Raw genomic sequence first — 12,429 nt, forward strand, 5'->3', positions numbered from 1 at the left:
CTGACGGCGACCATCACCAATGCGACCGGGGGCAATTTCGAGAACCTGGTGGTCGGAACGGCGGCGGCAACGGCGCACGTCAACGACACGCTCGATCCGACCACGGTGAACCTGAGTGCCTCGACGGTACTGGAGGGCGGGATCGCGAACTACGTGTTCACGGCGACGCTCACCAACACCTCGCACGGCACGACGACGATCACGACCGACCAGGGCGTGATCACGATCACCGACGGCAACACCACGGGCACGCTGACGATCGCGTCCGGCAATGGCGAGGACGTCTATCTCGACGCCAGCCAGCTGACGGCGACCATCACCAATGCGACCGGGGGCAACTTCGAGAATCTGGTGGTCGGAACGGCGGCGGCAACGGCGCACGTCAACGACACGCTCGATCCCGTTACAGCCACCTTGACGACGTCGAGCACCGGCATTTCCGAGACCGGTGGCTCGATCACCTATACGGTGACGCTGACGAGCGGACTGACGCCATTCACGCCAAAGACCGATTTGGTGTTGACTTTGGCCAACGGCGAGCACGTCACAATCTTCGCGGGGCAGACGAGCGGTTCCGCGACCGCGAATTACACTGACCCGCAAATTACCAATCAAGCGTCGATTACGGATTCCATCACTGGAATCTTCAGTGGCGGCAGCGAATACGAGCAATTGCTGAAGGTCGGGGCGACCTCGGTGCCGGTCGTGTACGCGCCAACCATTGCCGTCGGCAGCAATGTCGCCCTGCCGGAAGACACCCAGGAGGTGTTCCAGTTCACGGCTACGCCCGTCAGCGCGGGCTCGCACATCACCCAGATCGTCGTTTCAGGCCTCACGGGCTGGAGCGTCGATACAGCCACGGCTGCGGTCAACGGCGCCACCGTGACCGCGACCTTCAACGTCGGTACCGGCGTGCTGACCTTGGACGTCAGCGGCGCTGCGGCCGGCACAGCCGAGACGGTCTCGGTGGCGATGACGCCGCCGTTGAACACCGATGTGGACGCGAATATCACGATGACGGCCACTGCGGTGCAGGGGGCGATCACCGTCACCAGCGCGGGGACGGCCGGTATCATCTACGTCGACGCCGTCGCGGACATGCCGACAGTTGTCGCTGGCCAGACGCACATGATCTTCGTGTCCGACTCGTCCGATGCGAATACGGCCTTCAGCAACGGCGAAACCGGAGCGCTGCAGGTCAAGGCGACGTTCGGCGACGTTCACGACGGATCGGAGAGCCACACGCTGGATATCCATCTCCAGAGCGGGTTCACGGCAGGCCTCTCGGCAAGCGGCACGATCGCTGGCACCTACAACGGCGTCGCAACCACGTTCAGCTATACCTACACTTCGGCGCCGGGTGACATCCACATCATCGTCCCCCAGGATACAGGTCTCAATCCGAACGCAAACCAGACCGCCACGATCGATCTGAGCTTTGCGGTGACGGCGCCGGCAACGGGGACGCTGCCAACCACGCTCAACTTCACGGCCACGGCGACTGCTACCGAGACCACGCTGCATGGCGGTGGGGTCGGGGCGAGCAACGCCGATCTCACCACAGACAACGTGGCGATCTTCACCGACACGACCGGTATCCCGGCCGCCCGGCTGCTGTCCGGGACAATCGTCACCAACTCGAACCAGACCGCCCAGGACATGATCCTGACGTTCGTCGACCAGGAGCACCCGCTCGATGCCTTTTCACAACTGGTGATCACCAACGCACAGGGCCAGCAGGGTAACGTCACCTCGGACGCCGGCTTCAACATCTCGGGAGCGGACCACTTCCTGGTCTCGCTCGATGCTCCGTTCGATACCTCGAAGATCATCGTGACCAACTTCACGCTGAATGGCACGAATATGCACGAAGCGAATGGCAACATTCAGCTTGGTATCGGCAACAACGTCGCCGCCGGCTTTGCCGCGGTCATGACGACGAATAATGGGGCCGGCGTTATCGGACAGGACTCGCACGATGATCACGGCAACAACGCCAACATCTCGGACGCGTCAGCCAACATCAATACCTACAACATGACGTATGTGGACGGTAACAACTCGACCGCATCGGGCAGCAATGATCCGGACCTGTTGAATGCCGCAGGGTCGGGCAATACGGAGAGCGGCGGGGCCGGCAACGACATTCTAGTGTACCACCCGTTGACCACGATCAATGGCGGTAGCGGCTTCGACATTCTGCGCATCGATGACGGAGCGATCTATAACTCGTCGCTGGAGATCAGCGGTGCGTCGGCCAACGGGCTGTCATCTGGCAATGCTCACACGGTGGGAGGTGTCCATCTCTATGGAATCGATCTCTCGGCTGCGAGCCTGACCAATCTGGAATCGATCCTGATCACCGACGATCCGCTCGCAAGTTCGCTGTACGGAACCGAGCTCAACGGACTATCGGTCGCCAAGGTCACCGCCATCACTGAGGCGACCAACAGCACTTCGACGACGGCTCATTCGCTCTTCATTGTCGGTTCTGCCGGCGACGATGTGCAGCTTGCGACGGGAGCCGGGGGGTGGACGGAGTCGGCCAACACGTTCACCTCCACTGGCGGGCAGGCCTTCCATCAGTGGATTCCGACAGGCTCGACCGTGGCGACGGCGACGGCAAGCCTGTTCATCGACAACGACCTGCAGGTGAATCACGCCGCGCAGGCATAGCCTTCAGATAGAGGCTGACGGCACCGGAAAGCGGCTCGATAAGAGCCGTTTTTCATTTGTCTCACATCAGCAGCGGGAGCGCGCCCGGCCAGGATCCGCCCGCGGCGATGTCCGTGTCGCCCCATTCAGCCCCTTCATTGCTGGCTGCCGGCGCAGCCTCTGCGGGGGCGGCGAACTGGCGCTGAGCGTAGGGCGCGGCGAACAGGTAGACGCCGGCGTGGTCGATGGCGAACAGCGGGGCCAGGTTCGTCGCCCCTGAATCCTCGATCAGCTCGGAGCGGCGGTTGTCCAGCACGAGCCACTGTCCGTCGAGGCGCGCGGCGAGCACGGCGTGGTCCTGCCGCACGGCGCGGTCGCGAACCAGCACGAGCCGCAGATCTTCGCGCGGAAATCCGGCTTCGCGCAGTGCGACGTATTTCGCGATCGCATAGTCTTCGCAATCACCCTTTGCCGTCGCGAAGGTCTCCAGCGGCGAGCTCCAGCGATCGGCTTCGCCGTGCTGCGCGTAGTCGCTCACGTAGCGGACGACCATGTTGACCGCGCGATTGGCCTCATCGAGCCTGGCGCGCCCCGATTTCGATTTGACGGCGCCGATCAAGCGCAGGAACTGGGCGGCGTTTGAGGGGCAATCGCCGGCGTCGGTCTGGCACCGTTTCAGTGTCTCTGCGTCCCGGTTCAGCTTGGTCTCGAGGCCCCGCCATTTCTGCCACAACAGGCCTTCGGGCGCGCGGAAGGTGAAGAGGCCAAACGGCTCGTCGCCTTTCGCCGGCATGGGCCTGGGCTCAGGGGCCGCGTCGGTCGCGATGTTGGAAGGCGTCAGCGCCGCGAGACGGACTGCATTCGGCCCACGGCCGCGCATGGCATCGAGCTTCGCCAGCACGTCGTTGATGCGGAAGAACGTCGCGGGCGCACGCGCTGCCGCGTCAATACCGGGTGCGAGAGTATCCTGGGCGTCTTGTGCCAACCCGTCCTGAGCCAAGCCGTTCTGAGTCAAGCCCTCATCGGCCCGGGCAGGCGACGTCACGCCGGCAACGATCAATGTAACCAGCCCCACGCCAAGCGCGCACAGGCGTTTCCGCTGCAATTCCCAATGCAGTGTCATAGACGACGTCCCCTGCGCCGGGAGCGTCGTCAACGTCTATCGCGTCGATCCACGCCCCGATCCTGTTGTCGGATCGAGACTGAGGTCTGCGACGCTTAGACGAGGTTAAAGCGGGGGGAGGGCGGGAGCCTTGTCGCAAAGGCGGTCAATCCGGCGCTTCGAGGGATCGGCAAATTGTCGCCGCGACCTTTGCGCTCCGTTAACCTTGCCGAGGGCTCAACGCTCGCGCAGGGCTTCGTCGCGCAGTGTGCGGGCCGGCCTCACCAGATAATCGAGAACCGACTTCTCGCCGGTCAGCACCTCGACCGTCGCGACCATGCCGGGAATGATCGGGAGTGGCTTCTGCTCCGTGCCCAGGTGGTTTTTCTCTGTCCGCACCATGACGCGGTAGAAGCTCTCCTGGCGTTCCGGCGTCTTTTCGGCCTTGTCGTCGACGATCGTATCGGCGCTGATACGCTCGACCTTGCCCTTCAGCGAGCCATAGACGGACGAATCATAGGCCGAGATCTTCACCACGGCGTCCTGGCCGGGCCGAATGAAGGCGATGTCCTGAGGCTTGATGCGGCCTTCGACCAGCAGCGTGTCGTCGAGGGGGACGATGTCCATCACGTTGGCCCCGGGCTGCACGACGGCCCCCACGGTGGTCACGTTCAACTTGTTGACGATCCCGTGCACGGGTGCCTTGAGGTCGGTTCGCCGGACCCGGTCCTGCGCCGATTTGATGTTTTCATCGAGCACGGCCAGATCGCCCTTGGACTTCGCAAGATCTTCGTCCGCCTGGGAGCGGAAGGAGGAGACCGTGCTTGCGATCTTGGATTGGGCCTCCGCGAGTTGTCCTCTCATCTCGGTCGCCTGGCGGTCGAGCCGCAACATCTCGATTTCCGGCACCACCTTTTGATCGTACAGCTTGCGGGTCAACGACAGCTCCCGATCCAGCAGCTTGAGTGTCCCCCCAAGCCGGGTGACCTGCTGGTTCAGAACGTCGACATCCTGCGCCAGCTTCTGCGCACGCATCTTGAACACGCTGCTTTCCGTGGCCACGGCCGACGGCACCACCTGGTCAAGCTGATCGGGAAAAATCAGCTCGCCCTTTCCTCTGGCTTCGGCCTCAAGCCTGGTGACACGGGCTGCCATCGCTGCCCGCCGTTCCCTGATCTCGCCGAATTCGGAGGCGAATTTCGTGTCGTCGATGCGCATCAGGGATTGGCCCTGCTGGACGATCGCTCCCTCCTGAATGAGGATATCGCCGACGATCCCGCCTTCGAGCGACTGTACCACCTGCATCTGGCGTGCGGGCACAACGCGGCCATTGCCTCGCTTGACCTCGTCCAGCACGGCGAAATGAGCCCAGGTCAGGAACGCGGCGAGCATGCCAAGGGATGCTACGAGCAGCATGCGGGAGGTCCGCGGCGCGCGAAGCGCGGCGGCGGCCCGAACATCGTTGGCGAATGCGAAATCAGACGACATTGGTTCTGGCCATGGGTGAGACGGGTTGCTCGGCAGCCGCCGGCATCTGGTTCTGGCTCGACGTCGATGGCGCCGGCTTGCCCTGCAGGAGCGCGAGAACCTTGTCGCGAGGGCCGTCGGCGACCAGTCGGCCGTTATCGAACAGCAGGAGGCGGTCGACCATGTTCAGCAGTGAAAGGCGATGCGTCGAGATCAGGATCGTAATCTGCTCTTCGCGCAGCGTCCTCAGGCGATCGAGAAATTCGGCTTCGCTGCGAATGTCGAAGTGGGCGGTTGGTTCGTCGAGAAACAATATTCGCGGCTTCCTGATGAGCACGCGCGCAAGGCCGATTGCCTGCTTTTGGCCGCCTGAGAGGCTCCGGCCACCTTCGGCAATAGGCATGTCGTAGCCCATGGGATGGCCCGCGACGAACGTTTCGACGCCCGCCAGCCGTGCCGCGGCCAGGACTTCCTCGTCGGTTGCCTCGGGCTTGCCCAGCGCGATGTTGTCGCGCAGCTTTCCGAAGAACAGCTCGGTGTCCTGCATCGCAAAGCCAACCCCCGACCGCAGGTCGGATGGATCGTATTGCCGCGAATCGACGCCATCGACGAGGATGCGGCCCTCCTGCGCCTCATAGAAGCCGAGCAGAAGCCGCCCCACGGTCGTCTTGCCGGAGCCAATGCGTCCGATGATGCCGACCTTCTCGCCGCCTTCGATCTTGAAGGATATCTTGTCGAGGGCCTTGCCGGGCGCGTTGGGGTAGGTGAAGCTGACGCCTTCGAAAGCGATCGCGCCTTCACGGATTTGCCGAGAGACATAGGCACGCGCAGGGGATCTCTCGCGCTCCAGCGACATGATGCGATCGATGGCCTTTAGCGAACTCAGCGTTTGCGTTCCGCGCGTGATCACCGACGCGATCCCGGCGATCGGAGCCAGGACGCGACCCGCCAGCATGTTTGCCGCCACCAGCGCTCCAACCGTGAGCTTTCCGTCGAGGATGAGGAATACGCCGACGACGATCAGGGCGAGGCTGGTGAGCTGCTGGGCCGTATTAGCGCTCGTAAGCGCGAGCGAGGCCCAGAAATGGACGTCTTCGCCCGAGCGCGCCGTTGCTGCGACGGATCGCTCCCAAGCCGTTTGCATGCGGGATTCGGCGCCGGTCGCGCGTATCGTCTCGAGGCCGGACAGGGATTCGACCAGCACGCCATGACGTGCCGCAGCTTCGGCCTGCTGGCGTTTCATGGCCCGGTTCAGCGGGCGCTGCAGTGCCAGGCCGATCAGGAGCATGACCGGCAACATCACCAGAGGTATCCAGGCCAGCGGTCCTGCGATGACGAAGAGGATCCCGACAAACAGCATTGCAAACAGCAGATCCGTCGCGGATACGACGCTGCCGGACGTGAAGAACTCGCGAACTGAATCGAAGTCGCGCAACTGATTGGCGAGGATGCCCACCGAAGGGGGGCGCTGCGCCATCTTCACGCCCATCACATGCTCGAAAATGTTGGCAGCGAGGATTACGTCGATCGTCTTGCCGGTGACATCGATCATGCGGCTGCGAACGGTTCGGAAGATGAAGTCGAACGCAATCGCCAGTCCCATTCCGATCGACAGGGCAATCAGCGAAGGAAGCGCGCCATTGGGAACGACGCGGTCATAGACGCTCATGGTGAAAAGGGGCGTCGCCAGCGCCAGCATATTGATCAGAAAGGCTGCAAGCGCGATGTGACCGTAGCTGCGCCAATTTACCTTGACCACCGACCAGAACCAATGGCTTCGCGGCAGATCGCCGGCAGCGACGGCGCGTGCGTTGCTTTCGACCGTAGCCCTGACGAAGAATGCGTATCCGGTGTAGCCGGCCGAGATGGTCTGGATCGCGTGAAGTTGAGGGATATTGTTCGTCAGGGACGGATCGAGGACTTTGACATTGCTTCCGGATTTGTCGAAGTCCAGGAGGATCAATGTCGTCCCATTCTTCATGATGAGGACGGCGGGCAGCACCAGCGCGGGAATGTCGGCAATGTCGCGTTTGACGGCTTCGGTCTGGAGGCCCGCTCGCTGCGCTGCGCGGTCATAGAGCGGAACCGACAACCGGCCATCCAGGATCGGCAGGCCGCCAAGGAGGGCGTCGCGGCTGACGGCACGGCCGTGGTACGACGCCAGGTAGATGAGCGATGATGCAAGTGGGTCGTCGCTTTCGAGGCGACCCGTCGCTTGCTTCGGTTCAGACGCAATGGCTCGCTCTGCAACGGAGTGGCCATGCGTGTGCGTCGACTCGGATGCTCGAAACAACAAATGCGAATGTCCAAAATGAAATAACGCGGAGCGAAAAGCGAACCGTCATTCCAGCTTAGCGGAAAGCGCACTGAATCATTTGGTTAATCGGCAAAAGCACGACTAAAGGTTAATCCTCGAATCGCCTTTCGCTGATCACGGACCGACTGCACCGGTGGAGTTGGGACTATCTTTGAACCGGCTCGAATGCCGTCGCCAGCCAATGCGGCTTTCTATCGGCCGCGTATGCGGTGGCGGGAGAGGTTTGCAGTATGACCGGATCGTTGGTGCTTCGCTGCTGCGTGATCCATTCGGACGCTCCCACCAGGCTCGCCAGATTGGATCGCGACGGCCATCTGTCCTTGAACGCATCAGGTTCGGGAGCTTCGCTGGCGTAGCCCAGGCGGGCGGTAACCCGTTCCGGTGCAGGCACGGGGACGTTCAGCGGCTCTGAGCCGGTCTGGGGCAGCTTCACGCGCAGCGTCGGCACCTTGTAGTCGGGAGTTCCAAAGATCCCAAGATCCATCGGTGCTGCATCAACAGGCGGCGGAGCTTTCAAATATTCGAGCAACGTGCCCATGGCCGCCAAAAGCTGGTAGTCGGCGAACACCACGACGCCACGAGCCGAAGTCAACGAAACCAACGCGTTGAAATACTGGTTCTGTGCGTTCAGAAGGTCGATCAGCGAACGCTGGCCAAGCTCATATTCCTTTTGGAATGCCGCAATCGTCTTGCGATCAGCCTCGAGCTGCCGCGTCAGCGCGGCGATCCGTGTCACGGTTTCCGTCCGCGCCGCCCAGGCCTTGTCGATGGATTCGAGAGCATCGCGCTGAAGGCGGGCATGTCGCGCAGTGCTTTCGACGTAGCGTTCGGACATCTCCGATCGTCGCCAGACGTCCTGACCGCCGCGGAAGACATCCCAGGACATGACGACCTTGCCGCTGTAGTCGTCGTGCGTCACGCCAAGATAGGGGTACGAATTGTCGCTGTGCGTTGCCCGCCCTTCGAGCGAGAGATTTGGAACAAATGCGCCGTCAGTCACGCGAAACGCATGCTTTGCCGCATCGGCGTCGGCCTGCGCGGCCTGAATGGTGGGGTTGAATCGGACCGTAGTCGCAAGAGCCTCATCGCGGGTTCTCGGCAAGCCGCCGAGCGGTCCCGGGAAACGAAGATTGATGGGTTCGATTCCGACAACCTTGCGGTACCTGGCGCGGGACTCTTCCAGGCTCCGGCGGAATTCGGAGAGCGCGGCGCGCGCATTTTCAACCCGTTCGCGGGCCTGTTCGAGATCACCTTCGCCGGCGCGACCGCCGGAAAAGCGCGTGTTGACGTTGGCGAATATCTTCTCGTGGTTGGCGACGTTCTGCTCGCTGAGTGCGACCAGTCGCAGATAGCGCACGACGTCGACATAGGCTTCTGCTGCGTCCAGAGCGATCAACTCGGTACGCTCGCGAACACGGAAAGCCGCAGCGTTAACGCGTGCCGTCTGTCGCCAGATGTCGTGGATCGAGGCGAAGCCGTCGAACAGGATCTGTCGGACGACGACGGATTCCTGCGATCCGTTTCGCCACGAGCCGTTTCCGGCGATCGGGACGGGCAGGGCGGTGCCGGTTGTCACGGCAGCGCTCTGGTCGAATTTTTCGGGACCCCAGCGCGCTTCTACGCGCACCTGCGGAAGCAATGTGCTCTGCGTCTGTCGAAGCTCGCTCTCGGTGGCGCGGCGGTTAGCGGACGACTCGCCGACTCCAGGATTGGTGCGCACCGCCTGCTTCAATGCGTCATTGATTGAGAACTGCTCGGCCAATGCGCTGCCGCAAGGAGCCAGAGCCAATGCAGTAAAAACGAAAATTGTGTGCCTGAACAATTTGACCTCCGCCCGCTCCCGAAATTCGGTCGGGGGCCCCCCATGAAATTCCCCGGAGCTTCGCAAGGACTGAACCCACAGGCTAGGCAAAATGCGGGAAAAATGTGCAAATGTGCCGGGTTGTCGCTTTTCTGCCACGTTCGAAAGCGGGATTTCAGGTGTAATAGTACCTGCAATACGAGACAGGACGAAGCGGCGCCCTTTTGCCCTTCGGTCGCGAATGGAGGCGACGGAGAGTCAAGCGCCTCCCGTGCCGTTTCACGTCGTCGGGACAGTTGTCGACGCGCCAAGTTGCACGAAGTGCCGTCCCGCCGACCGACGATTCTTCGTTAGCGAACAGAGGCCGAGCGTCGAGCCAACCAGCCGTTCCGCGTCAGCCCGCTGCCCCGGCGCAAGACCAATTCTCAGCCGACGCACGGGCCAGCTTCTGCGCATGTAAGTGTAGCCGAGGCAGCGCATTAATCCGTAATCTGGTGCGATCGCTTGATGATCAGCCGTTCGGTTGAAACAGCGCTATGCCCGCCGAGCGCTCGTTGGTGGTTAAGGTTGCTCTCACGAAGAGAGGGAATGCGCTTTCTGCTTGCTACGGCAGAGCACCTGGATGATTGTGACGGAAGCGTGAACGAGCATGTGTAGAAGCGACGTGACTGATTTTTCAAATTATATTTTTCGGATTTCCGATGCGCACCCTGTTCATCATTCTCGGCATTTGGCTGCTGATAAATGTTCTCTTCGTCGTGATCATGATCCCGCCGCGAAAGCCGCGGAGGTCGAATGGTGAGAGTGGACAGAGCGACGTATCACCAGCATTGATCAATCCAAACAGCCAACTGGTGGAAGCGGATGAGGGTTTTTCGCTTCGGCATGCGATCATTGCAATCGCGCTCGGCTCCTTCTTTTCTTTGAGCCCACCGTTGCTGCAAGCTTACGATGCCATCGCGGCATTCATCAGAAAGGGCCGCCGAGACGAGGGGGACGGAGATTCAGCGGATCCTCCCTCTCGCTAAATTAGAGTGCGGTCGCCATTTCGAACCGGAGCGCTTCTCGCTTCGCGCTTAAGCTGCTTCTTGTACTCGGCCGGTACGGCTGGATCATCGTTGCTTCCGCGAATCTTAGCTGCGGCGCTGTGCTCCTTCAGATTGGAGGCCGCTGCATGGATGCAAGGTTCGAGATATTTGTCGAGGATGCCTTTACCGGGTCAGGTCAGTCCCAAGGTCGGCTGGAGCTTGGCGTCGTCGACGGGGCGGCCGGTGACGTCGGTGAAAAGCTTGGCCGCTCCGCCTGCCTTGTCGAGGAAGGCTGCCTTCGCACGGGCCACCTTGTCTTTTGCCTCTTGGGTATCGGCGGTGGCGTGGGCGGCCTCGCGATAAGCGGTTTCGGCATTGCGGAGATCGGTGACGACCGCGTTCAATTGCGTTGCGTTGTTCGAGGTCACGAGCTTGCCTGCGATATACACCACCTGGCTGAGGCCCAGGATACCGAGGATGTTCTGCGGCACCGTGAAGGACGCAAGTTGAAACACGCCGCCGACGAAAAGTGCGAGCCCTACCGCACCCGTGAATATCAGGCTCTGGAAGCGGTAGACGTCAAAACCGCCGTCGCTCGAGATCAGGTCGTAGAAGCTCGGATCGGCTGTGGCGCGGGTCGTGTCCTTGTCGAACCAGCCCTTGTTCATGAGCCAGGCCTGATTTGCGGGGTCGAGCGCCGTCTTTGACGAGTCTGCTCCCTTCGCCGCCGCCGCCCCGATGCCCGCGATGCCGAGCAATTGCAGGATCGTGGTTGAAAGGTCGGACAGCACGCCCGTGCGAAGCAGGACGTAGGCGAGCATCGCGAAAACCAGGATCGTGAAGAAGAACACCTGGAAGGCCGAGAGGCTCCCGCGATTATCGGAGCTGGCCGTAATCCGGATCGGATTCCATCCTTTAGCGTCTTTCAACGACGACCCGTTCAAGCGAGCAAAGGCTTTTGCCGAGAGAAAATAGGCCGCGACAACGATCGCGAGCGCCAGCCAGATGCTTGCAGAGTAAGGGCTGAGATAGACCGGCAGGTAGGACACATTGCGCGGCCTTCGCGTGCTGTCGCACTGGTAGATGTAGAGATTCCGCCGGGTCCACCATCCCGCGACATCGTTGGGAACGTCGATCGAAACGATCGTGTCGCCGGTCTTCAGCAGACGCTTCACGACGAAGTCGTCGGTCTCGCCCGCTTTTCGAGCGCGGGCGCCGTGCCTGACCTCGTCCCGCGGGACCTCCTTGTCCGCCAGGAAGACCGCAAAATAGTGCGCCTCGGGATCGAGAGAGCTTGCAAGCCCGAATTCAACGTTGCTGCCGGCGGGCACGAGATTGCTGTTGTAGATGATCGCCGCGCTGTTTGCCGTATTGGCGAGCTGTTGGAAAAATTCTCCGCCGGCGCAGTCGGGGACGTCCGTCCGCGCCGCCGTCGCGTCCTTCACGCGGGCCTTTTTCGCGCCAGCTTCCTTGCCGGCTTCCTTGCCGGCTTCCTTGGCAGGAGGCTGCACGCCCTTCGCCTCGGCCGCCGGGGCGGCGGGTTCGGCTGGCTGTTGGGCAAGGCAAGGGGCAGCGGGTAAGGACGCTGCGAGCAGGATTGCGAGGATCCCAATCGTCCGAGTGGAAGCACAGCATCGGCTTCCGATGTGCACGACGATAGCTTGCGCGAAATTGAACAAGTATCCCTCCCACAAAATGACATAAGGCCCGCAACAGGCCTGCAAAGCTAAAATCGAAATCTACCTAAAATAGTACGAGCAATGCGCTTCGCCTGCGAGGCTTTCGGGCCGGAAGGCCGCGACTTATGCACAAAATCCTCCGTCGAGCTTGCCTTGGACCGCAAGGGCCTCGGTTCGGCCGACCGTCTCCGGACGATGGATCGCCATATTGGGTTGACCCCGGCAGTCGATATGGCAGAGAAGGGCGGCGGCCGGAACGGACGCCGGCGCCCCCTCGGGGCACTGTTGGGAGCAGGTGCGGATATGGCTGAGCGGATCGCTCTCATCACCGGCATTACGGGACAGGACGGCGCCTATCTCGCCGAATATCTGCTGTCGCT

General features: G+C 61.8%; 8 protein-coding genes. 3 read left to right on the plus strand and 5 right to left on the minus strand.

Features of this window, described 5'->3' with window-relative positions:
• The coding region (locus JQ591_RS35125; RefSeq protein ID WP_211400531.1) for a beta strand repeat-containing protein at positions 1–2,676 on the plus strand (2,676 nt) is incomplete at its 5' end.
• A gap of 61 nt (positions 2,677–2,737) precedes the next feature.
• Here JQ591_RS35125 and JQ591_RS35130 read toward each other — a convergent pair.
• The 4 genes from JQ591_RS35130 to JQ591_RS35145 form a co-directional block, all read right to left on the minus strand.
• Entirely contained in the window at positions 2,738–3,778 is a 1,041-nt protein-coding gene (locus JQ591_RS35130) for a transglutaminase-like cysteine peptidase (RefSeq protein WP_211400532.1), read from the minus strand.
• Positions 3,779–3,994: 216 nt separating this feature from the next.
• Entirely contained in the window at positions 3,995–5,245 is a 1,251-nt protein-coding gene (locus tag JQ591_RS35135; protein ID WP_211400533.1) for an HlyD family type I secretion periplasmic adaptor subunit, read from the minus strand.
• The gene (locus tag JQ591_RS35140; RefSeq protein ID WP_211400535.1) at positions 5,235–7,460 is read right to left on the minus strand and encodes a type I secretion system permease/ATPase; all 2,226 of its coding nucleotides are present in this window, start codon (positions 7,458–7,460) and stop codon (positions 5,235–5,237) included. Before JQ591_RS35140 ends, JQ591_RS35135 begins: the two co-directional genes overlap by 11 nt.
• A gap of 226 nt (positions 7,461–7,686) precedes the next feature.
• Positions 7,687–9,363, minus strand: coding sequence for a TolC family outer membrane protein (locus tag JQ591_RS35145; RefSeq protein WP_249138004.1), 1,677 nt, complete (start codon positions 9,361–9,363; stop codon positions 7,687–7,689).
• 680 nt (positions 9,364–10,043) lie between these two features.
• Between JQ591_RS35145 and JQ591_RS35150 the strand changes: the two genes are divergently transcribed.
• Positions 10,044–10,370: a hypothetical protein gene (locus tag JQ591_RS35150; protein WP_211400534.1), complete on the plus strand. Its 327-nt coding sequence runs from the start codon at positions 10,044–10,046 to the stop codon at positions 10,368–10,370.
• Positions 10,371–10,561: 191 nt separating this feature from the next.
• On the opposite strand, the gene JQ591_RS35155 is transcribed toward JQ591_RS35150, so the two are convergent.
• Complete coding sequence (locus JQ591_RS35155; RefSeq protein WP_349630429.1) at positions 10,562–11,881, minus strand: hypothetical protein; 1,320 nt, start codon at positions 11,879–11,881, stop codon at positions 10,562–10,564.
• 321 nt (positions 11,882–12,202) lie between these two features.
• On the opposite strand from JQ591_RS35155, the gene JQ591_RS35560 reads away from it, so the two are divergent.
• Positions 12,203–12,429: hypothetical protein (locus tag JQ591_RS35560; RefSeq protein WP_249138005.1), on the plus strand; the 227-nt coding region annotated here is incomplete at its 3' end.

Origin of the sequence: Bradyrhizobium canariense (assembly GCF_018130465.1) — a bacterium.
In the GTDB taxonomy this organism is placed as follows: Bacteria; Pseudomonadota; Alphaproteobacteria; order Rhizobiales; family Xanthobacteraceae; genus Bradyrhizobium; species Bradyrhizobium canariense_C.